At 61.6% G+C, this 21,768-nt stretch carries 17 protein-coding genes and 1 pseudogene; 14 read left to right on the forward strand and 4 right to left on the reverse strand.

The features are described from left to right. Nucleotides 1-778 precede the first annotated feature (778 nt). The 5 genes from benA to NYP18_RS15570 are packed head-to-tail and all read left to right on the forward strand — an operon-like array spanning nt 779 to nt 7,944. Nucleotides 779-2,275: a benzoate 1,2-dioxygenase large subunit gene (benA, locus tag NYP18_RS14715; protein ID WP_259428954.1), complete on the forward strand. Its 1,497-nt coding sequence runs from the start codon at nt 779-781 to the stop codon at nt 2,273-2,275. A 54-nt stretch (nt 2,276-2,329) separates the two neighbouring features. Continuing rightward, a complete protein-coding gene (benB, locus tag NYP18_RS14720; protein ID WP_259428955.1) occupies nt 2,330-2,836 on the forward strand; it encodes a benzoate 1,2-dioxygenase small subunit in 507 nt (168 codons plus the stop codon). Between the two features lie 12 nt (nt 2,837-2,848). Further along, nucleotides 2,849-4,411, forward strand: coding sequence for a benzoate 1,2-dioxygenase electron transfer component BenC (gene benC / locus NYP18_RS14725; protein ID WP_259428956.1), 1,563 nt, complete (start codon nt 2,849-2,851; stop codon nt 4,409-4,411). Then, nucleotides 4,408-5,256, forward strand: coding sequence for a 1,6-dihydroxycyclohexa-2,4-diene-1-carboxylate dehydrogenase (locus NYP18_RS14730; RefSeq protein ID WP_439648106.1), 849 nt, complete (start codon nt 4,408-4,410; stop codon nt 5,254-5,256). Before benC ends, NYP18_RS14730 begins: the two co-directional genes overlap by 4 nt. A gap of 30 nt (nt 5,257-5,286) precedes the next feature. Continuing rightward, complete coding sequence (locus NYP18_RS15570) at nt 5,287-7,944, forward strand: helix-turn-helix transcriptional regulator (protein ID WP_259428957.1); 2,658 nt, start codon at nt 5,287-5,289, stop codon at nt 7,942-7,944. 2 nt (nt 7,945-7,946) lie between these two features. Here NYP18_RS15570 and NYP18_RS14740 read toward each other — a convergent pair whose 3' ends face one another. The 3 genes from NYP18_RS14740 to NYP18_RS14750 form a co-directional block, all read right to left on the reverse strand. Next, nucleotides 7,947-8,849, reverse strand: a complete 903-nt coding sequence (locus NYP18_RS14740; protein WP_259428958.1) for a dioxygenase family protein — start codon at nt 8,847-8,849, stop codon at nt 7,947-7,949. A gap of 16 nt (nt 8,850-8,865) precedes the next feature. After that, nucleotides 8,866-9,984 carry a maleylacetate reductase gene (locus NYP18_RS14745; RefSeq protein ID WP_259428959.1) on the reverse strand — a complete coding sequence of 373 codons (1,119 nt, stop codon included), beginning with the start codon at nt 9,982-9,984 and terminating at the stop codon, nt 8,866-8,868. A gap of 113 nt (nt 9,985-10,097) precedes the next feature. Next, complete coding sequence (locus tag NYP18_RS14750; protein ID WP_259428960.1) at nt 10,098-11,570, reverse strand: PAS domain-containing sensor histidine kinase; 1,473 nt, start codon at nt 11,568-11,570, stop codon at nt 10,098-10,100. 199 nt (nt 11,571-11,769) lie between these two features. On the opposite strand from NYP18_RS14750, the gene NYP18_RS14755 reads away from it, so the two are divergent. From NYP18_RS14755 to NYP18_RS14795, 9 genes and pseudogenes are all read left to right on the forward strand, one after another. Further along, nucleotides 11,770-12,939 carry an acyl-CoA dehydrogenase family protein gene (locus NYP18_RS14755; protein ID WP_259428961.1) on the forward strand — a complete coding sequence of 390 codons (1,170 nt, stop codon included), beginning with the start codon at nt 11,770-11,772 and terminating at the stop codon, nt 12,937-12,939. 35 nt (nt 12,940-12,974) lie between these two features. Then, nucleotides 12,975-13,337 (forward strand): hypothetical protein, encoded by a 363-nt coding sequence (locus tag NYP18_RS14760; protein ID WP_259428962.1) that lies wholly within the window; start codon nt 12,975-12,977, stop codon nt 13,335-13,337. Between the two features lie 28 nt (nt 13,338-13,365). After that, nucleotides 13,366-14,643: an aromatic ring-hydroxylating oxygenase subunit alpha gene (locus tag NYP18_RS14765; RefSeq protein ID WP_259428971.1), complete on the forward strand. Its 1,278-nt coding sequence runs from the start codon at nt 13,366-13,368 to the stop codon at nt 14,641-14,643. After that, a complete protein-coding gene (locus NYP18_RS14770) occupies nt 14,636-15,163 on the forward strand; it encodes an aromatic-ring-hydroxylating dioxygenase subunit beta (RefSeq protein ID WP_259428963.1) in 528 nt (175 codons plus the stop codon). The genes NYP18_RS14765 and NYP18_RS14770 overlap by 8 nt, the downstream gene beginning before the upstream one ends. A 14-nt stretch (nt 15,164-15,177) precedes the next feature. After that, the gene (locus NYP18_RS14775) at nt 15,178-15,927 is read left to right on the forward strand and encodes an SDR family NAD(P)-dependent oxidoreductase (protein WP_259428964.1); all 750 of its coding nucleotides are present in this window, start codon (nt 15,178-15,180) and stop codon (nt 15,925-15,927) included. Between the two features lie 43 nt (nt 15,928-15,970). Next, complete coding sequence (locus tag NYP18_RS14780) at nt 15,971-16,918, forward strand: PDR/VanB family oxidoreductase (protein ID WP_259428965.1); 948 nt, start codon at nt 15,971-15,973, stop codon at nt 16,916-16,918. A 217-nt stretch (nt 16,919-17,135) separates the two neighbouring features. Continuing rightward, nucleotides 17,136-17,571: pseudogene (locus tag NYP18_RS14785) on the forward strand (transposase family protein); the annotation flags it as partial. Nucleotides 17,572-17,902: 331 nt separating this feature from the next. Further along, a complete protein-coding gene (locus NYP18_RS14790) occupies nt 17,903-19,375 on the forward strand; it encodes an APC family permease (RefSeq protein ID WP_259428967.1) in 1,473 nt (490 codons plus the stop codon). A gap of 27 nt (nt 19,376-19,402) precedes the next feature. Further along, complete coding sequence (locus tag NYP18_RS14795; protein WP_259428968.1) at nt 19,403-20,713, forward strand: NAD(P)/FAD-dependent oxidoreductase; 1,311 nt, start codon at nt 19,403-19,405, stop codon at nt 20,711-20,713. A gap of 7 nt (nt 20,714-20,720) precedes the next feature. Here the strand turns inward: NYP18_RS14795 and NYP18_RS14800 are convergent, their stop codons facing one another. After that, a complete protein-coding gene (locus tag NYP18_RS14800; protein ID WP_259428969.1) occupies nt 20,721-21,635 on the reverse strand; it encodes an AraC-like ligand-binding domain-containing protein in 915 nt (304 codons plus the stop codon). Nucleotides 21,636-21,768: the final 133 nt, after the last annotated feature.

Here is a 21,768-nt window from a genome sequence, read left to right on the forward strand (position 1 = left end):
CTCCTTGGAGGTGTCCGACTTGATGGACTCGCCCTTGAACTTTTCGGTGGCGGTGTTGCCGGAGGTGTGAGCGGTCGGGTCGCCCTGGGCGGTGGAGAGGTTCTCGAAGGACATGGGACTCCTTATGTGACGGTTCAGATGAAGAGGTTCCCAGGAGGCACTTGATGATCCGTTGCTCCGGTGATCGTGCTCGCTGGACTGCAAACACTGTGTCCCACCTCACCGGGTTGGTGCAAGTGCTTTCTGCTACAGGTTTCCCCGATGTTTCGACCATCCCACCCGCCTAGAGTCCCAACTCCGCAGGTGGGAGGCAGTTTCCAGACCAGGGCGATCACATTTCGCACCCACCACCCTGGCAATAACCTAGGGACGACCCCAGTGACGCCAGGGGGTATCGGGGGTGGATTCGGGCACAAATTCCACCCCTGGACAACCCTCACCCACCCCCGGACACCCCCGCACCCTCTCCGGCACGGAACCCGTCCCGCCAAGAAATGCAGGTGACAGGGCGGCTGGCCCCCTAAAAAGGGCCGATATCCGCCATAACCACCCCCTATTGCCACCCCCGGCCCCAGGAATTTCCTACACCATCGAAACCCATTGCCGCACACGCAAATGAGCAGGCTACGGTCGCTAAGCGAACGAAATAATTCAAAAATGAACACCCACCCCCCTAATCCCTCCTAGGACTTCCCCTGGTGTGTCTCAGCGCACAGGTGGTCCATGATGGGCGTCACAGCACAACAAGTTCCTGTTTCCTCCCAGATCGGAGATAGCCATGACCACCGCGCTCACCGCGACCACTGCAACCCGCGAGATTCTCTCCCGCGCACTGGAGAACCGCCCCGAAGAGGGCATCGTCCGCGTCAACCGCGAGGTCTTCACCGACCAGGAGATCTTCGACCTTGAAATGAAGTACATCTTCGAGGGCAACTGGATCTTCCTCGCCCACGAATCCCAGATCCCGAACGTCGGCGACTACTTCACCACCAACATCGGCCGCCAGCCCGTCGTGATCACCCGCAGCAAGGACGGCGAGCTCAACTGCCTGATCAACGCCTGCTCCCACCGTGGCGCCATGCTCTGCCGCAAGAAGGTCGACAACCGCACCACCCTGACCTGTCCCTTCCACGGCTGGACCTTCTCCAACGACGGTGCCCTGCTCAAGGTCAAGGATGAGAAGGACGGCGGCTACCCGGAGAACTTCAACACCGACGGTTCCCACGACCTGCGCCGTGTCCCGAAGTTCGAGTCCTACCGCGGTTTCCTCTTCGGCTCCCTCAACGCTGATGTCGTCTCCCTCGAGGAGCACCTGGGTGACGCCCGCGTGATCATCGACATGCTCGTCGACCAGTCCCCGGACGGCCTCGAGGTCCTCAAGGGCACCTCCACCTACACCTTCGACGGCAACTGGAAGCTGCAGGCCGAGAACGGCGCCGACGGCTACCACGTCTCCTCCACCCACTGGAACTACGCGGCCACCACCTCCCGCCGCACCACCGGCGAGTCCGCCAACGAGACCAAGGCCATGGACGCCGGCAAGTGGGGTGAGCAGGGCGGCGGTTACTTCTCCTTCCCGAACGGCCACCTGGTCCTGTGGACCGACTGGGCCAACCCGGAGGACCGTCCCATGTACGACCGCCTTGACCAGCTCAAGGAGCTGCACGGTGAGGAGCGCGGCAACTTCATGGTCGGCGCCTCCCGCAACCTGTGCCTCTACCCGAACCTCTACCTGATGGACCAGTTCTCCACCCAGATCCGCCGCCTTGAGCCGGTCGCCGTGGACAAGACCGAGGTCTCCATCTGGTGCATCGCCCCCAAGGGCGAGTCCGCGGAATCCCGTGCGACCCGTATCCGCCAGTACGAGGACTTCTTCAACGCCACCGGCATGGCCACCCCGGATGACCTGGAGGAGTTCCGCTCCTGCCAGAAGACCTACCAGGCCACCGCCTTCCCGTGGAACGACATGACCCGTGGCCTGCACCAGCAGGTCGAGGGCCTCAACGACAAGGCCCGCTCCCTGGGTCTGACCTCCGTCCTGTCCTCCGGTGCCCGCACCGAGGATGAGGGCCTGTACCCGATCCAGCACGCCTACTGGGAGCAGGTCATGCTCGAGGCTGTCGAGGCCGAGGACACCGAGAGCGAGTCCAAGCAGGTCGTTGACGACCGCTTCGCGCAGGAGGCCACCGCAGAGTTCGCCAAGGCCCGTGCCGCCGCCCGCCTGGCAGCCAAGGGTGATGCCCCGGCCCGCCGCCGTCGCCGCACCCGCGGCTAGTCCCCGACCGCAACAGCCCTTCCCCACTTCCTTCCCAGCACAAAGGAGAACACCATGACCACGTCGATTGCCGAGATCACCCGTACCGAGATCGAGGACTTCATCTTCTACGAGAACCGTCTCCTCGACGACCGCAAGTTCGAGGAGTGGCTCGAGCTCTACCGCGAGGACGCCGAGTACTGGATGCCGGCCTGGGATGTCGACGACACCCTCACCCAGGACCCGCACCAGGAGATCTCCCTGATCTACTACCCGAACCGTGGTGGCCTGGAGGACCGTATCTTCCGTATCCGCACCGAGCGTTCCTCCGCGACCTCCATCCCGGAGCCGCGCACCGGCCACTACGCCACCAACGTCGAGATCCTCGAGCGTCGCGACGGTGAGGTGGATGTCCGCTACAACTGGATCTCCTACTACTTCCGCTACAACACCACGGACCACTACTTCGGCACCACGTGGCTGACCCTGGATGTCTCCGGGGAGTCCCCGCTGATCACCAAGAAGAAGATCGTCCTGAAGAACGACTACATCCACCACGTCGTCGACATCTACCAGGTCTAGGAGCACCATCACATGACCCACCAGATTGCCCTCGCCTTCGAGGACGGCGTCACCCGTTTCATCGAATGCGAAGAAGACCAGACCGTCGCCGATGCGGCCTACCAGGCCCGCATCAACATCCCCTTCGACTGCCGTGACGGTGCCTGCGGCACCTGCAAGTCCTTCTGCGAGTCCGGCGACTACGACGAGGGCGACTACATCGAGGACGCGCTCTCCGACGACGAGGCAGCCGACGGCTACATCCTGACCTGCCAGGCCAGGCCCCACACCGACATGGTCGTCCAGATCGCCACCACCTCCGTGCTGGCCAAGACCGGCGCATCCACCCTCATCGGCACCATCACCGAGCTGGAGCGCCTGTCGGAGTCGACCGTGAAGTTCGCCGTGCAGATCGAGGAGCGCGAGAGCCTCAACTACCTGCCCGGCCAGTACATGAACATCGCGCCGCCGAACTCGGACTTCCACCGGTCCTACTCCTTCTCCTCCGGCCCGAGCGAGGACATCGTCACCTTCCTGGTCAAGCTGACCCGGGGTGGACTGATGTCGGAGTACCTCACCGACACCGCCAAGGTCGGCGACAAGCTCAACCTCACCGGCCCGATGGGTTCGTTCTTCCTCCGCGAGCCGCTCAACCCGATCCTGCTGCTGGCCGGCGGCACCGGCCTGGCCCCGGTCCTGTCAATCCTGGAGAAGCTGAGCGAGGACGAGCTTCTCGACGTCCCGGTCCGGCTCATCTACGGCGCCACCTTCGACCACGACCTCGTGGAGCTGGAGAAGATCGAGACATTCAAGGACCGTCTCCCCGACTTCGACTGGTTCTCGGTGGTCTCCGACCCGGAGACCAAGAACGAGCGCAAGGGCTACGTCACCGACCACATGGATCCGGCCGAGCACCTGCACAACGGTGAGGCCGACGTCTACCTCTGCGGCCCGCCGCCGATGGTCGAGGCCGTGCGCGTCTTCCTCAACGACCAGGAGAACCCGCCGCTGAACTTCTACTACGAGAAGTTCTCCTCCGCAGCCGGTCCCACCGGAGACTCCTCCGTCACCGCGGAGACCACGTCCACGGACACCTCCGCCGAGGTCACCATCACCGCACCGGGTGTGGAGACCGGCCAGGTCCACCGCCTGGACGACACCACCCGCGGCATCTTCGAGGCCCGCATGGCCCTCGAGGTGGGTGTGGCCATCCTGGTGGCCGACATCCTCGACGAGGAGGACTTCGTCGCCTTCCGTGAGCTCGCGGAGAAGGCGAACTCCTTCATCGCGGGTGAGAAGGTCACCGACCTGGCCGGCTACATCGAGGCCAACGACGCGTACCACGAGTTCCTCTTCGAACGTGCCGGCAATGACGCCATGCTGCAGGCCTACCGCAACCTGGAGGTCCCGAAGGCGATGGACCGCGAGCTGGAGAACGAGGGCTTCATGCACGCCGGCATCGCGCAGGAGCACCACGACATCATCGACGCCCTCGAGGCCGGGGACCTCACCCGCGTCCGCGAGCTCCTGCAGCTGCACAACGAGCACGCCATCGAGACCATGACCCAGGTCGGGGCATCCCGGGTGGGCGCATGAGCAGTGACGCAAAAGGCTCCATGCCCACCGGCGAGGGTGTCTCCGGGATCCCGGAGTTCTTCACCCCCCAGCGTTTCGCCGGCCAGAACGTCCTGATCACCGGTGCCGCGCAGGGCATCGGCCAGGCAGTCGCCCACCGCATCGCCCACGAGAACGGTTCGCTGTTCCTCGTGGACCGGGCCGAACTCGTCCACCAGGTCGCCGCGGAACTCGCGGAGGTCACCCCCGGGACCGTCGGGTCGGCCACCGCCGACCTGGAGACCTGGGAGGGTGCTGAGGGCATGGTGGCCGCGGCCGTCGAGAAGCTCGGCAACATCGACGTCGTGATCAACAACGTCGGCGGCACGATCTGGGCGAAGCCCTTCGAGCACTACACCCCGGAGGAGATCGAGAAGGAGATCCGCCGCTCGCTGTTCACCACCCTGTGGTCGGTGCGCGCCGAACTGCCGGCCCTGATCGACAACGGGGGCGGCACCATCGTCAACGTCTCCTCCGTCGCCACCGGCGGCATCAACCGCGTGCCCTACGCGGCTGCCAAGGGCGGCGTCAACGCACTGGTCAGCGCCCTGGCGAAGGAGGCCGCGGAGAAGAACGTCCGCGTCGTCGCCACCGCCCCGGGCGGCACCCTCGCACCGGCCCGCAAGGTCCAGCGCGGACCGGGCCCGGAGGGTGAGCGGGAGAAGGAGTGGTACCAGCAGATCGTCGACCAGACGATCGACTCCTCCCTGTTCAAGCGCTACGGCACCCTCGCCGAGCAGGCCGCCCCGATCGTGTTCCTGGCTTCCCGCGAAGCCAGCTACATCACCGGCTCCGTGCTGCCGGTGGCAGGTGGAGACCAGGGCTGATGACACAGGGCAGGTGTTAGCGTGGGGGTCGTGTACTCCTCCCATACCTTCGGTTCCCAGCAGGCCTCGGGCAAGATTCTGCGCACCATGATCGATGAGGTCATGGAGCTCGAACCCGGCAACGGCCTGCTGTTCCTGGCCACCGGCCCCGCGGGGTCGGGCAAGTCCTCCCTCGCGAGGGAGCTCGCCCGTTCCCTGCCGGGCTGGTCCGGTATCCGGGCCTCGGCGCTGTCCTGGCACGCGGACGATGAGGGCTCACTCCTCGAGCACATCCTCGACCGCGCCGGCCACGACGGCACACTCACCGAACTCGTCGACCGGGAGGGCGCCCGCACCGCCATCGTCGTCGACGACGCCCACTGGGCGGACGTGACATCGTTGCGCGCGATCATCGAGGCCTCCCGCCGCCTGCGGCAGGGACGGCTCGCGGTGATCATGACCGCCTCCGACAAGGACGACGCCTCCGATGACCTGCCCATGACGCGGTTACGCGAGCTGGCTGACCACTCGGTCACCCTCGCGCCGCTCGACGTGGAGGACGTCGCCGCGCTCGCCCTGTCCACCATCGGCGCCCACCTGTCCCCGCTCGCCGCGGCGGAACTGCGCGACCTCACCGGTGGCCGTCCCGGCCGCATCCAGGAGGTCCTGCAGGCCGCCCCGGCGGATCACTGGCGTCTGTCCAACCCCCAGATCCCCATCCCCAAGCCCTGGCGCGCTGCGCTGCAGCGCCGCACCCGTGGTCTCGACGTGAACGCCGTGCTCGTCGCCGTGGCCATCCTGCCGGGCACCGGCACGGGCAGTCCGGGGCTGATCCGTTTCCTCGCCGACGACCTGGACGGTTCGCTCATCGACACCGCCGTCACCGCCGGACTCCTGGAACTGCTGCCGAACTCCGGCGACCCGGTACTGCGCTTCACGCACCCCACCGACCGTGCCGTCGTGCGCGCCACCACCGGTCCGGCCCAGGTCACACGCCTGCACCGTCGCGCTGCCCAGTACCACGGGGCATCGAAGAACATCGACGCCGCCCTCATCCACGAGGCCCTCGGCGTCGAGGGCACCGACGACGACACCGCCCGCCAGCTCGCCGAGCGCGGGGAGCAGCTCGGTGCCGCCGGCCAGTGGCTCGACGCCGCTGACGCATTCACCCTGGCCGCCCGGGTGGCCTCCCACCCGGATGTCTCCCACGACCAGCACCTCAACTCCATCGAGGCGCTCATCGCCGCGGCCGACATCCCCCGCGCCCGTCTCCACGCCGGCGCCATGTCCCGGGTGGTGCGGGACGTGAAGGTCGACTCCATGCGCAGCTACCTGGCGCTGCACGAGGGACGCCGCTCCGAGGCCGTCAGCCTCATCGACCGCGCCTGGGACACCCTCGAGGAGACCCGCTCCACCGACGCCGCCATGCGCACCCGCGTCGCCTCCCGCAAGGTGCTGGTGCACCTGGCCAACTGGGAACCGGCGAAGGTCGTCGAGTGGGCGCGGATCACCGACGACTGGGCACCGGAGACCTCCCCCACCCGTATCGAGGCCCAGTACATCTCCATGGTCGGCCGCAGTGCCCTGACCCGCTCCATCCCGCCGGATGTCCCCCTGCCGGGTGAGACCCCCACCCTGGCGCAGCGCCGCAACATGGCGGCCGGCTGGATCAACCTGGTCCACGACGACCCCGTCTCCGCCCGCCGCTACCTCCAGTTCAACCCCGGCGGCGAGGGCTCCGAGCGCATCGCCCTGTGGATGGACGGCTGGCTGGCACGCACCCTGTTCGTCCTCGGCGAGTACCGCGAGGCAGAGCGCACCGTGGAACGCGGCCTGGCGCGTGCGGAACGCTTCGGCATCCGCTTCCTCGAACCCCTCCTCCTGTGGACCGGTGCGCAGATCGCCAGCTACAAGGGCGACCGGGAACTGTCCCGCGCATACATCAACCGCCTGACGCTGAGCCATGACGCCTTCGCCCTCCAGCGCATCCCCTCCGCAATGTGCCGCCTGCTCATCGGCGGCATCGAGGGCGATGTCTCCGGCATGAACCGCGCCGGTGAGACGCTGATGTCCATCAGCCAGGAGACCGACATCTCCCAGCCGGGTTTCTGGCCCTACGAGGACGTCTGGGCGCAGCACCTCGTGCTCACCGGGCGGATCGAGGAGGCCGACGAGATCACCACCCGCGCCGAGGAACGTACCGCCCAGTCAGGCATCGGTTCCCTGCACGCCAAACTCGCCGTGCCGCGTGCCGGCATCCTCATGCACCGCGGTGACATCGAAGGCGGCATCCGACGTTTCGACGAGGCCCTCGAACTCATCGAGACCCTCACCATGCCCTCCTACCAGGCACGTATCCTCTACGAATACGGGCGTGTCCTGCGCCGGCTGGGGCGCCGCCGCAAGGCCGACGAGATCTTCGCCCGCGCCGGTGAGGTCTTCGCCGCGATGGGCGCCACCGAATTCGTCAACCGCTGCAACCGCGAACGCCGCGCCGGCGGCCTGGGCACCCGCACCACCGGTGCCGGTGGGCTGACCCCGCAGGAGGAGGAGATCGCGAAACTCGTCGCCGAGGGCGCGACCAACCGCGAGGTCGCCCGGGAGCTCTTCCTCTCCTCCAAGACGGTGGAGTACCACCTCACCCGCGTCTACCGGAAGCTCGGCGTGCGTACCCGCAACGAACTGCCGCGGGTGCTGGACGAGCTGTAATCTCAGGCGTCTTCCGGGGCCAGCACAATATCGAAGCGGCACCTCGTCCACTCGATGCCGGTCAGATCCCGGCCATCGGGGGTCGAGGTACCTGCGGCCTGCTTCTCGAAGGTCTTGATCAGCGAGTCCTTGACTCCGAAGACCGAGTCCCCGATCTCCAGCTGCGGATCACCTTCGACGAAAATGTGGGTCACCAGGGTACGGAGCCCTTCGGCGTGCACCATGAAATGAAGATGCGCTGCCCTGACCGGGGACCGTCCCACAGCGTCGAGCATCTTGCCGACAGGCCCGTCGTGCGGGATCGGGTATGGCACAGGGGTCAGACCCCAGAAGCTGTATTCACCGTTCTCATCCGTGAACAGATGAGCGCGTCCAGACATCCGGCCGTCGTCATACTGGACATCATAGAGTCCATCGTCATCGCACTCCCAGACCTCCACCCGGGCGTTCCGCACAGGCCTGCCCTCAGTGTCCGTGATGCGTCCCTCGATCCAGGCGGGCTGTCCCACCGCTCCGAAGGCGATGTCTCCACCGATATCGATACGTGGGGCATCCTCAAGGAAAAATGGCCCGAAGACCGTGGCCTCGGTGGCATCCTCATAGGCCTGGTTGTTCACCGCGATGGTCTGCATCGACGCACCCAGGGTGTCAGAGAGGAGGATGAACTCCTGCCGTTTATCGTCGGTGATATGGCCAACCGCAGTGAGGAAATCAATGGCCTTGGACCACTCTTCCTCCGTGAGGCGGGTCTCCCGGATAACTGCGTGCAGGTGTGTGACCACCGAAGTCAGGATTTCCTTGAGCCGCTCATCCTGGCAGTCATCGAATGAGGCGATGACCTGATCAGTCAGTGTCTGCTCAATAGCGGCCTGCTCTTTGCTGACCGTCGAAGTGGTTGCAGTCATGATGGGTTCTCCTTTTCTAGTTGTCTGAGGGGACGGATGCCGGGTCATCGCCGCAGGTCACCGCTAGCAATAGATCAGTGAGATTTTTCAGCGTCACTGATCGAGGATTAGATGGGGGGATGATCTCCAATGCGATCTGAGCAGCCTCCGCAGCGTCCTCCGGATGGAAGCCGTAATCGCTGAGCCGACGCGGGGCATTGACCTCGTCGCGCAGCCGGTTCAGTCCTTCGAGGGCGGTGTCCGCAGAGAACGCCGCCGCCATACGGCGTTCCGCCTCTGGAGCGTGGGGGGCATTGAAAGCCAGGACATAGGGCAGGACCACTGCATGGGTCTGGGCGTGCGGCAGATCGAAGGTTCCACCGAGGGTGTGGCAGATCTTGTGGTGGATCCCGGAACCCGCCGAGGCGAAAGCCACCGCTGACAGATAAGCCCCGTAGAGAGTCATTTCACGGCCACGCATATCCTGCGGATTCTGCACAATGGCAGGCAGTCCTGCAGACAGGGCCCGGATCCCCTCCACAGCCAGAGCAGCATTGATGGGGTCAGCCTTCGGCGCCCAGAGCGAGTCAACGCAGTGTGCCAGCGCATTCAACCCCGAAGCAACTGACAGGTCCACGGGTAGGGACAGCGTCAGTTCCGGGTCATAGATAACCGTCTGCGGAAGCACAGCATCATCGACGCCGGTGGTTTTACGCTCATCTTTGGTCAGACCCCACACATTGGTTGCCTCTGAACCCGCATATGTGGTGGGTACCGCTACGACCGGAAGTTTCTCAGTGAGGGCGACAGCCTTGGCCAGGCCGACCGTGGATCCCCCTCCGACGCACACCAGGAGATCAACTTTCTTCTCCCGGGCAGTCACCCGCGCCCGCTCCGCGACCTCGACGGGGACGTGCATCACCACTTCGTCGTGCCATACATGTACATCGATGTGGCTAGTGACCTGGCGGGCGATACCGAGTTCGCGGCCACCGGCGATGACCATGACCCGTTCGGCTTTCTTACGCCTCACCTCGTCAACGAGGAAATCCGCGGCTTTTCCCGCTCCGAAAAGCACCTTCTGCCCCAGAGTAATGTGTTCGAAACTCAACGCATCCGTTGAACGGTCTTCCATCTCCAGCTCCTCGGTGGACATCGATTTATTCTGCTGTCGGAGCAGAAGATCCACTGCTCCGAATGAGACCACTGTTATCCAGGATTGCCTTACCGCACAATGCTGGAAACCCTTAGGGCCGGACGAGCCGGAACTCAGTCCACCAGGGGCAAGGTGATGCGCACGGTTGTTCCCTGCGGGTAATTCGGCTCATAAGTGATGTGTCCGCCGTGTCTCTGTGCGATGTGCTCCGAGATGATAAGTCCGATTCCCGAGCCGTCCTCCTTGGAGCTGAAAGCACCCGCCGCCAGCAAATCCGCAGGCATTTCTTTCATTCCCCGCCCCTGATCGCTGACAAGGATGGAGGCCTTCTTCTCGTCCCGTTCGGTCTTCAGCACCATCGTCTTCTCCTCAGTGGAAGGAAGGGCGATCTCATCCAGGGCGTTCATGCAGATATTGATGATCACCTGCCCGATGAGGACACTTTCTCCCTTGACCATGAGCTTGTCCGGGTGGAAATCAGAGACAATGACCACCCCCTTTTCTTCTGCACGTAGTCTAGCGAAGTAGAGGCTCTCCTCCACTGCTTCACGCAGGTCAAACACGGAGGTCGTGCTCTCAATTCTACGGACGTACCGTTTAACGGAATTGACGATGTCCGAGGCCCGTTGCAGCTGCTTCTTGGCCTGTTCGATGCCGTAAGTGATCCCACGGCCCTCACTCGTGGTCTCGGCGAGACGCTTACTCACCCCGCCTAGGTAATTTGTCGCAGCTGCTAGAGGTTGTCCCAGATCGTGGGCCAGGATCATCGCCATGTCTCCCATGGCGTTATAACGGCTGAGGTACTGGAGGTTCACCTCCTGATAAGCATTACGCTTCTCCCACTCGACTTTCCCGGAGATGTCGCGGACTGTGAGGACCCGCAACAGGCTGCCCTCGTCGACAATGTTGTCAAGAGTGCCAGCCAGCCAACGCAACACACCGAACTTATTGGAGACCTTGAACCGGATATCAACCGTTCCCTCCGGTTTCATGAGCTCCGCCTTGACTCGCTCTGCTTCAAGGTCAACGTCGGGGACAGCCAACTCTGCGACATGCTTATTGAGGATGTCAGGGACGGAATAACCGAAGAGATTCGCGGCTAACGGTGAGGCGTCTTCCACTCGGTTCTCCTTATTCAGGAGCATGATCCCCGATGAAGTGTGGGTCATAATTTTGTCTAGGGTGTCCTCCATCCATTTCGGGGGGGTCGGCATTGCATCAGAATCGCGGAGAATCCGGAACTCCACGAGAAGGACAGGGCCAGTTCCCTTCAGATCCACCAAGGTCGCGAAGGCCTCCGTCAGGAAATCCACGCCGTTCTTGTCCTGATATTTCCAGATTCTCCGGTTATGGCCGGATACCACCGCTGTTTGCAGCCAGGCAATACCCATTTCGCGGCGATAATTCGAATCCTGCGAACTCATATGGTGGGCTTTGAGCGCCTGCAGCTCCTCAATCGTGTACTTGAAGGCTTCACAGGCTTTTTTGTTCGCCCAGAGAATACGTTTCGACTGCGCTTCATGTATCAACCAGCCATGAGCTGAATTCTCAGCCAGAGTCCGAAAATTCTCTTCACACAGAGTCATGGCGTCACTATAGGCAGCAAATGGTTACGCAGGAAATACATTCCCCCTACTGCATTCATCTTTATCCATGATGAGCTGCGCATTCACCGGAACAGTAAAGAATTCCTTAGTCGTGACGCAGGTTTCCCCAATAGCCACAGTGTGAAGAGCGACATACTCTCAGTTCTGTCAGACACCGCAACCACATCCGGGAGGGAAATTGCTACTCGACAGAGTCGACCTCACGATCACCGCTGAACCACGGGGCGAGGCCCGCGACAACGCCTTCAACCATGCGCTCGACGTACTGAACGAGCGTCGCGACGAGTTCCGTGATCAAGGTTATGTGCCCAAGGACTACGTCAACCTGCTGAAGAAGGCAGGCATCTACCGCGCCTCGACTCCCGCTACCTTCGGAGGCGAGCCACAGGCACCGGCTGAGTTCCTGGCGCAGATTGAACGTATCTCCACCGTGGATCCGGCCACCGGCTGGGTTGCGAGCTTCGGATCCGCACTCACCTATTTCTCTGCACTCCCCCGGGAAACTCAGGAGAAAATCTACGCCAAGGGCATCGATCTCACCTTCGCGGGCGGCATGTTCCCAATGGTGGAGGCCAAGAAGGTCGATGGAGGATTCATTGCCAACGGCGAGTGGCTCTTCGCCAGCGGATGTGCAGGCGCAGACATTCTGGGCATCGGTTTGCGAGGTGGCCCCGAAACCGAGGGGCGCCCGGTGACCGCCCTCATCCACCCCGACGACGTCGAGATCGTCCCGAACTGGGACGTGTCAGGGATGCGCTCCACAGGTTCCAATAATGTCGTGGTCAAGGACCTCTTCATCCCCGAAGAATTCACCTTCATCCGGGGCGGAGCCCCGACCATCGATGAGCCCTTGACGCGCTATCCCGCTCTTGCCTATGCGGCTCAGGTCCTAGCGGTTACCGCTCTCGGTGCCGGGCGTGGAGCACTCGATTTCATCCGCGAGCAGGGCTCTGCGGTCTCAGTTACTGGTGGCAACGCCAAGGGGAATCGCCCAGTCTACAAGATCGGTCTCGCCAAGGCGGAAGCAGAACTGCGCTCCGCGCGCTCCTTCTTCTATGACACGACCAAAACCTTATGGCAGAAGGCCGTCGACAACGAGGAGATCACTAACGAGGACCGTGCACTCCTGCGCATTGCCGCGACACACGCAGCCCAGGCTGGTCGCAGGGTTGTCCTCGCAGCCTTCGACATTGCCGGTACGGGAGCGATCTACAAATCCCATCCGCTGCAGCGCTTCCTTCAGGACGGTCTGGTCCCTGCCCAGCACGCCATGCTCCAGGAGAACACTTTCGAAGCCGGGGGCTCAATCCTATTGGGACTTGAAGCCGGCATCCCGAGCTTCCCCTGACCCATCCATTCCTGATTTAAGGAGATACGCCTCAAATGTCTGATACCCCGCTCCGCACGCTCTTCTGCGTGGGAAACAATCAGAATTTCTTTGACCTGCCGAAAGACGACATCGGCAAGGTCTGGATCGCAACTCAACAATTCCTCACCCAGCTCCGAGACATGGAAGGCGTGTCGATCATAGGCACCTTCGACGATGACTCCCACATGGTCGGCCCGTCGGATAGTTGGCCCTGGACCTTTTACGTCCTCGCCGATGTCAAGGACCAGCCCACTGTGAAGGAAGCCTGCAACCTGCTCCGCACGATCATGGTCGACGAATATGCGCTGTGGCGCTACTTCAAGATCGAAGCCCGTATGGGCCGCGAGCTGACCATCCGCGACGACGTCCTCGTCTAAACCCACCCAATTCCTGAAAGGAATCATGATGTCTGCACCTACCAGCAACCGCCCGAGTTTCGCCGACCTCGTCGAGGATGACCGGGTCGCCGGCCAGCTCTACACCGACCCGGAGATCTTCAAGGAAGAAATGGAGAAGATCTTCTACAAGACGTGGGTCTGGGTCGCCCACGAGAGCGAGATCCCAGAGGCCGGTTCCTTCAAGACGACCTGGGTCGGCGACCAGCCGGTCATCGTCAACCGGGACCGCAAGGGCAACTTCAACACCCTGCTTAACCGCTGCCGCCACCGCGGAGCCACCGTCTGCGACCAGCGTAGCGGTAAGGCCAACGGTTTCACGTGCCCGTACCATAACTGGTCCTACACCCACGACGGTCGGCTCCGAGGTATCCCCTACCCGGACGGATACGAGGGCATCATCAAGAAGGAAGAGCTCGGCCTCCAGAAGCTGCGCACTGAAAGCTACCTCGGCATGATCTTCGCCACGTTCAACGAGGACATCGAACCGCTCGAGGACCACCTCGGCGATGCGAAGATCTGGATGGAACGTTTCCTCAAGCAGACCAACGGATTCCCCGCCAAGGTCATCGGTGTACACAAGTTCCGCTTCAAGGGCAACTGGAAGATCCAGCTGGAGAACACCACCGACGGTTACCACTTCCCGATGGTCCACAAGTCCTGGATGGCTTCTGTGGACTCGGAGACTGCCGACATGATGTCCTTCATGGATGATCCCGAGGCAGTGACCCACGCCCTCGGAAATGGCCACAGTGTCGGAATCATGGCGACCGCGCACATGGATCTGGATGAAGACGATGGAACCGAGGAGATCCAGCCGCGTTTCGATCATCTGGTCAAGGAGCTGGAGGAAGCCGGCGAGAGTACAGAGCGTATCCGCCGCTACATGCGCTCCATGCACGGCTGTGGCTTCAACCTCAACATGTTCCCGAACATTGCGATGTCCTCCTCGTTCTTCCGCGTCCTCATCCCGATCTCCGTTAACGAGACCGAGATCTGGCATATGGCCATCGGGATGGACGGTGGTCCGGAGAACATCAACCGTGAGCGCCTGCGCATTCACGAGCACTTCCAGGGTCCTTTCGGTTTCGGCAGCCCGGACGATGCCGAGGGTTGGGACCGTGTCCAGATCGGTGCTGGCGGTAACCCGAAGATGCCCATCCTGGTTAACCGTGGTCTCAACCGCGAATACACGACAGAAGAAAACTGGCCGACCTCCCACGTGACCGACGAAACCGGTATGCGCGAGGCCTACTACATGTGGAAGAAGCTGATGAGCAATGACTAACACCACCCTTCAGACCCAGATGACCCACTCCACTTTTTTGAACGATGAGCGGGTGCTCCGTGCCATCCAGCTTGTGTGGCGCGAAGCAGCACTGCTCGACCGTAAGGACTACCCCGCCTGGGAAGAGCTCTTCACCGAGGAAGGCCTCTACATCGTCCCCGTTGACCCGGAGACCGAGGACTTTGAGGGTTCCCTGAACATGATCTACGACGACAAGCGGATGCGCCGCCTCCGTGTCGACAGGATGATGCAGGGGTACGCACCTTCGGCAGTGGCGGCAGCGACCACCACCCGCATCGTCTCCCGCTTCGAGGTCCTCAACGTCTCAGATGATGAGGTGACGATCCGTTCTGCCCAGGTCCTCACCGCCTACAAGCGCCATAACACCGATGTCCTCGGCGCCGATCTCACTCACCACATCCAGCTCGGCGAGGGTGATAACCCTGACCGCATCATTCAGAAGATCGCCCGCATGATCAACAGCGAAGACGCGATCAACGCTGTCGGCTTCCTCATCTAGAAGACAAGGTAACGATGACTGAAAACACACAGAAGATCGCGGTTGTCACTGGTGCGGCCGGCGGACTGGGCAGCTTCATCACCCGCCGCCTCCACGCCGACGGTCACAAGGTCGTGGTCACTGGACTATCGCTGGATAAACTGGAGCAGCTGGCCAGTGAGTTGTCCCCGGATGGCAGCACCGCGATGCCACTCCAACTCGATGTCTCCCACAAGGACAACTTCAGCAACGCCCTCGACCGGGTGACTGATGTGTGGGGTACCCCCTCCATCCTCGTCAATAATGCGGCAGTAACGAAGGCCGCCAACCTCCTGGAGCTGAACACGGAGGACTTCGACGAGGTACTCACCACCAATGTGAACAGCATCTTCTTCGGCTGTCAGGTCTTCGGCGCTGCCATGGTCGATCAGGGTTACGGCCGCATCGTCAACCAGGCCTCCCTGGCCGGGCAGAACGGTGGCACCGCCACCGGCGCCCACTACGCAGCCTCGAAGGGTGCGATTCTCACCACCACCAAGATCTTCGCCCGCGAGTTCGCCGGCTCGGGAGTCACCGTCAACGCTATTTCTCCGGGCCCTCATGACGTGGACATCGTCCACAACACCGTCGCTGACCGCCTGGACCAGGTTGTCCAGAGCATTCCTGTCAAACAGCTGGGCAACCCCAAGTTCATTGCGAGCACCGTATCGCTGCTTACCCAGCCCGAGGCAAGCTTCGTCACCGGAGCCTGCTGGGACATCAACGGCGGACTCTACCTCCGCTGATATTCACCGCTCCCCACCGACCCCGAAAGCAGAGGGAAATACCATGGCCATGAAAGAAGTGACTGTCACCGACATCGTCTATGAGACACCGTCAATCGTGTCCATCTACCTGGCGCTGCCCGATGGCACCCCCATCGGACACTATGTGCCGGGTGCACACATCGATGTCGAAGGACCCACTGCCATCACCCGGCAGTACTCCCTCTGCGGGCGTCCTGACGGTGACGACGCCTATGTGGTTGCGGTAAAGCGTGAAGAGGCCTCGCGTGGTGGCTCCGAGGCACTCCACACCCTCAAGGTTGGAGACACCCTGAAGATCTCTGAACCTCGCAACCTGATCGGTATCGAAGAGGAGGCGTCCCACCACATCCTCATCGCGGGCGGTATCGGGATCACTCCGATGCACAGCATGGCCCGGTACATGGACGTGCGGGGCATCAGCTTCGAACTCCACTACTTCGCCTCCAGCGAAGAAGAGGCGGCCTTTCTACCGATCCTGCGGGAGAAGTGCCCGGAGAAGCTCCACACCCACCTCGGTATTTCACGGGAAGAGCAGACTGCCGTCCTGCAGGAAGTGGTGAAGAACGCGCCCGAAGGCAGCCACGCTTATCTGTGTGGTCCGGAGGGCTTCATGGAGAAGGTCACCACTATTCTTTCCACCCGGTTCACGGATGAGGAGATCCACTTCGAGAACTTCCATGCTGCTGAGATCGACGAATCCGGAAACACCGCTTTCGTCGTGGAGCTGGAGGGCGAAGAATACGACATTCCTGCTGATCGCAGCATCGTCGAGGTTCTTAATGAGAATGGTGCAGAGATTGACACCTCCTGCGAGGAAGGGATTTGCGGCACCTGCATCATGTCTGTCCTGCAGGGCACACCCGAGCACCGGGACAATGTCCTGACCAAGGGGGAGCGCGAAGCGAACGAAACCATGGCGGTGTGCGTCTCCCGGACCAGGGACCCGAAGCTGGTTCTCGACTACTTCTAGAAGACCGCAACAGTATTTCACCGGTGGTAACAACCCAGGTTTCCTGGGTTGTTACCACCGGCGTTTTTCATCCCGAGCCACGGTTTGTCGGCTCTTCACGATTCAGAGTGCGTAGCGGACCACGAGGTGGGGCTCGGGGTGGCACAACATATAGGGGTCCTGGCCGGTACAAGATGAGAGTTACGACGCTTTCACCTAACCGAACCAGGACCCTACTGTGCATTCTAGTGGCAGCCTCATGGCCGACACTATCTGCCGTACCGCGGAAATCGGCCTGACCCTCACCGGTGCCGCCGACGCCGGAAACATCACCATCATCGATGCCACACCCGTGGCCGTGAACAACACCTGCCCCGAGTGCGCGCATTCCGGGAAGCTGCGGGACCACACCCTCCGCCGGCTCGTCGACCTTCCCGTGGTGGGGTTCCCCACCCGGCTGCATGTGCGTGTCCCCCGCTTCCTGTGTGCGGACACGTCGTGTCCGAGGAAGATCTTCCAGGCCTCGCTGAGCTGTGCTGATGACGGTGCGAAGCTCACCCACCGGGTGACCCGCTGGATCCTTACGTCGCCTGGCCATTGACCGGATGAGCGTGTCCGCCACTGCCAAGGCACTCGGTGTCGGCTGGGAGCTGGTCAACCAGGTCGCACTGGATGCCGGTATTCCGATCGCCACCTGACAGTTGCCCACCTCTCCGGCAGTTCCTGTAGAAGCACACTCGACCCGAGGCCAGTAGATGCATCTCGCCAAGACGCCAAGAGACGATTAAAATAACGCGCCGCTGCTGAAGACTATCCGCGTCCGAGAGGTGAGCACCGGCTAGCCTGCCGCACCCGAAACTTCACCTGACCAGGCTGTTGAACAGGCGTTATGATCAGCCCCCATCGACTGGCAGCGGTGACCAACTTCGCTGCACTGAGGGCAAAGTATGCCGATATGACGCAGATCATAATGACCTCTACTAACCCAATCACTGGAGGTCTTTCATGGCTGAACAGACAACACTCAAGCGGGGCCGTATTGGCACCACCGCTCTGGTATTCATGATCATCGCGGCGTCCGCGCCGCTCACCGTCCTCGCGGGCGGCGCCCCCACTAACTTCGCTGTCTCAGGATTACTGGGGCTACCCATCAGCTATTTGTTTCTCGGGGCAGTCCTCATCCTCTTTGCTGTGGGTTACTGCGCCATGAGCTCGCGCGTTCACAACGCGGGTGCTTTTTATGCCTACATTTCCCAGGGACTCGGGCCACGACACGGCATTGCTGCTGCCCTTCTCGCACTGGTTTCCTACAACATGCTGCAGATCGGTCTCTACGGACTGTTCGGCTTCTCACTTTCCGCGGCGATCGCCACATGGACCGGTATGGTCCTGCCCTGGTGGATGGTCGGCGCCGTGGGCTGGATATTCGTGGCTGTGGTGGGCATCAGCAATGTGGATCTGTCCGCCAAAGTTCTCGGAGTGCTGGTCGTCCTAGAGTTTCTTGTTGTTATAGTCATCATGGGCATCGCGCTGTTCAACGCCCCGGAAGGAGTCAGTTCGGTCACTCTGCGCTCCACCGACTTCTTTGTCCCCGGTATCGGCGTGCTGCTGGCTTTCTCCATTGCCGCCTTCATGGGTTTTGAGTCCGGTGCCATCTACTCCGAGGAAACAAAAGATCCTAAGCGTACCGTTTCCCGGGCCACATATATTGCGGTCGCTGTGATTGCTGTCTTCTATGCACTGTCAACATGGGCGTTCTCTATGGGAATCGGACCTTCCAATGTCATCAGTCAGGCACGGGAACACGGCCCTGATCTTGTTTTCTTCTGGCTGTCAGATTTTTCCCCGTTACTTGCTGACGTCGCGCACCTGCTGTTCGTCACGAGTATCCTCGCCGCGCTGCTGGCTTTCCACAATGCCGCAGCCCGCTACTTCTTTGCTCTCGGTCGGGCGGGTGTCCTTCCAGTGTTCCTCGGAAAACTGGGCCGCAACGGTGCACCTGTCGCAGGCTCTACAGTGCAGTCTCTTGTGGGATTCGTCACGGTAGCTGTATTTGCAGTGGCCGGAGTGAACTCGTCGATGGGTGATCTCTTTCCAGTGATCACCCTCTTCACTTGGTTCTCCACCGCAGCAGCATTCGGCTTGGTATTCCTGATGGCGATCACCTCCCTGACGGTCCTGGTCTGGTTCCGCCGGGATCATCACGGCTTCAGCCTGTTCACCCGGGTGATCGCCCCTGCTACAGCAACAGCAGCACTGGGAATCATCGCGGTACTGATCCTGATCAACTTCGACATCATGATCGGGGAAGAATCTCCTCAAGTCATGATCTTCATCATGCCGGGAATCATCATCGGCACTGGTGTCCTCGGTGCCCTGTGGTCTCTCCGCTTCAACGATCCTGTGGAAACACACACCGCTGTGACCGAACCCGAGCACAGCCCCACCGTCGAACCCCACCCCATCACGGCTCGTTAAGAATACCCACAAGACGAAGGAGTCATAATGTCCCAGAAAGTTGTAGTTGTCGGAGCCGGTTTCGCAGGTCTGGCTGCTGCCCGCGAGTTGGAGCTGCTCGGTGTGGAGGTGGAGATCGTCGAGGCCCGCGACCGGATCGGGGGCCGTGCCTGGACCGAGGAACGCATGGGAGCCGCTCTCGAACTGGGGGCGACCTGGGTGCACTGGCATCAGCCTCATGTCTGGTCGGAAGTCACCCGATATGACCGGGACATCTATGCCAGTCCTCATTGCGAGGAGGCTTACTGGCTGTCTGGTGGAACTGTCCACAGAGGAACAGAGGATGAGATGGACAGCCGCTATGCCCGTGCCATTGAGAAGATCTTCGAGGGATCCCGGGAATTCTTTCCCAACCCTTACGACCAGCTTTCTGCTCTGAGGGATCCTTCCCTCCGGGAAGCCTTCCTGGAGGCGGATCAGCGGAGCGTCCTGCACGATCTCCGAGGCGGGGATTTCACCCAAGAGGAAATCGATCTCTGCGAGGCCTTCTGGTCCGGCGGATACATCGGCGACCCCAACGAAGGTTCCTCCCTCATGGCGAAGCAGTGGGCTGCCCTGTGCGACCACCGCATGGACGCCATGGTGGAGCAACAGCTCAAGTTCAAACTTGTGGGCGGCATGAAGGGCTTGTACGAGAGCATCGCAGCTGACCTGAAAGGCCCGATCCACCTGTCAACCCCTGTAACAAAGATCAGGCACACTGAAACTGGTGCTGAAGTCAGCTTGGCCGGCGGTGACGGTATCGGCTGCGATGCGGTCATCGTGACAGTCCCGGTCGGTGCCCTGGACACCATCGACTTCGAACCACCGCTTCCCTCTATGATGAGGAGGGTCATCGACCAGGGATGGAACTCCACTGGAGCAAAAATCTGGATCAAGGTCAAGGGACATCACAGTTTCGCCGCCATGGCCCCTCAGCCATCCATCGTCAATGTGTTGAAGTCCGAGGTCTTCACGGAGGAGGACTCGACCATCATCGTCGGCTTCGGAGCATTCCATGACAAGTTCGATCTCGAGGATCCTGCCTGCGGACAGACAATCATCAATCAGTGGCGTACTGACTTGGAGGTTGTGGAATGCACCGGCCACGATTGGGTAGCAGATCCCTGGAGCGGACAGGCCTGGGCCACTCTCAGGAAGGGGCAGTTCACGGATTCCTGGCATCATTTTCATGACACCGGAACCAGACTCCATTTCGCAGGTTCGGACTGGGCTAAGGGATGGCGGGGAGTCGTGGTGGACGGGGCGCTGGAGATGGGGCTGGAAACCGCGAGGAAGGTTGCCCGCCAACTTCAGTAGGCCCCGCTCAGCTGAGTATCCGGGAGCGGTAGTCCCTAGGGGACTCTCCATACTCCGAACGGAAGGCCTTTGACACGTATGAGGCATCGATGAGACCGTGCCGGGCACTGATGCTCTGTACGGTCTCTTCGCGAAACTGTGGGTTAGCGAGATCCCCGTGGATCGCCCTGAGCCGACAGCTACGGATGTAGGTCGCGACTGTCATGCCTTGGTCTGAGAAATGAGTATGCAGACTACGAACTGACACATACAAAGCCCTCGCGATCGTGCTGGGGGAAAGCAGCGGATCCCCACTGTGCTCCTCGATGTACTTGACTGCCTGGCGGAACAGTAACGAGGAATCCGTGCTATCGCGGCCGATCCTTTCAATATGGTCGGCAACCACGGTGACCAGAAGATCCAGAGAGGCGCGGACGAGTGCCTGAGCATGCGGCCCCTGCAACTCATTAAGATTCCGGGCAAGCTGTTCGAAAAGTGGTACGGCAACCTTGCCCAGACCTTCGTGCCGAGAAATCGGGGTCGCTGTGATCCTGTCGATCTGATCGTCCCGCAGGTGAAGGAAATTCCGGGGGAAATACACAACGAGACTGCGTTGTGGCTCCTTGAATACCAGATGATAGGGACGCTCCCCTGTATAGAGTGCGAAATCGCCGGGTTTCATCTCACAGGTCCGGTCATCCTGTACGAGAGTTGCCACCCCCTTCAACTGCAGGCTGAACTTGCACATCGTCCGGTTCCCCCGGTCGGAGTGGATGACAGTATGCGGATCCGTCTCCATGTCGTAGAGTTCCACATCACCCACCCGCTGGAAACGGGCGGTGGCAGTGAAGTCGGGGGCTGGAAAGGTGGCCTCGACGTTAGTGAAACTGTCTGCAACCAGTCGTCGCCATTCGATAAAGGTGAAGGATGTTCCGGTGTCCACGACGATATTCCTGTTCACGCTGGGAGTTGATATTACTCATCCTATGTGACCTGCCCTACTCCAGGGAACAAGTTGGCTGCGCTCTAAACCTCGATCCGCCGATGGTCCTTCGGTGATCGGTTGATCTCGGCTG

The organism is Corynebacterium lemuris (assembly GCF_024919295.1).
In the GTDB taxonomy this organism is placed as follows: domain Bacteria; phylum Actinomycetota; class Actinomycetes; order Mycobacteriales; family Mycobacteriaceae; genus Corynebacterium; species Corynebacterium lemuris.

Bases quoted from the DNA above. Each gene is read 5' to 3' on its own strand.
- NYP18_RS14765 (WP_259428971.1), top strand. From the start codon at position 13,366: ATGTCTGCACCTACCAGCAACCGCCCGAGTTTCGCCGACCTCGTCGAG.
- benC (WP_259428956.1), top strand. From the start codon at position 2,849: ATGACCCACCAGATTGCCCTCGCCTTCGAGGACGGCGTCACCCGTTTC.
- NYP18_RS14790 (WP_259428967.1), top strand. From the start codon at position 17,903: ATGGCTGAACAGACAACACTCAAGCGGGGCCGTATTGGCACCACCGCT.
- benA (WP_259428954.1), top strand. From the start codon at position 779: ATGACCACCGCGCTCACCGCGACCACTGCAACCCGCGAGATTCTCTCC.
- NYP18_RS14775 (WP_259428964.1), top strand. From the start codon at position 15,178: ATGACTGAAAACACACAGAAGATCGCGGTTGTCACTGGTGCGGCCGGC.
- NYP18_RS14745 (WP_259428959.1), bottom strand. From the start codon at position 9,984: ATGTCCACCGAGGAGCTGGAGATGGAAGACCGTTCAACGGATGCGTTG.
- NYP18_RS14750 (WP_259428960.1), bottom strand. From the start codon at position 11,570: ATGACTCTGTGTGAAGAGAATTTTCGGACTCTGGCTGAGAATTCAGCT.
- NYP18_RS14730 (WP_439648106.1), top strand. From the start codon at position 4,408: ATGAGCAGTGACGCAAAAGGCTCCATGCCCACCGGCGAGGGTGTCTCC.
- NYP18_RS14795 (WP_259428968.1), top strand. From the start codon at position 19,403: ATGTCCCAGAAAGTTGTAGTTGTCGGAGCCGGTTTCGCAGGTCTGGCT.
- benB (WP_259428955.1), top strand. From the start codon at position 2,330: ATGACCACGTCGATTGCCGAGATCACCCGTACCGAGATCGAGGACTTC.
- NYP18_RS14770 (WP_259428963.1), top strand. From the start codon at position 14,636: ATGACTAACACCACCCTTCAGACCCAGATGACCCACTCCACTTTTTTG.
- NYP18_RS14780 (WP_259428965.1), top strand. From the start codon at position 15,971: ATGGCCATGAAAGAAGTGACTGTCACCGACATCGTCTATGAGACACCG.
- NYP18_RS14760 (WP_259428962.1), top strand. From the start codon at position 12,975: ATGTCTGATACCCCGCTCCGCACGCTCTTCTGCGTGGGAAACAATCAG.
- NYP18_RS14740 (WP_259428958.1), bottom strand. From the start codon at position 8,849: ATGACTGCAACCACTTCGACGGTCAGCAAAGAGCAGGCCGCTATTGAG.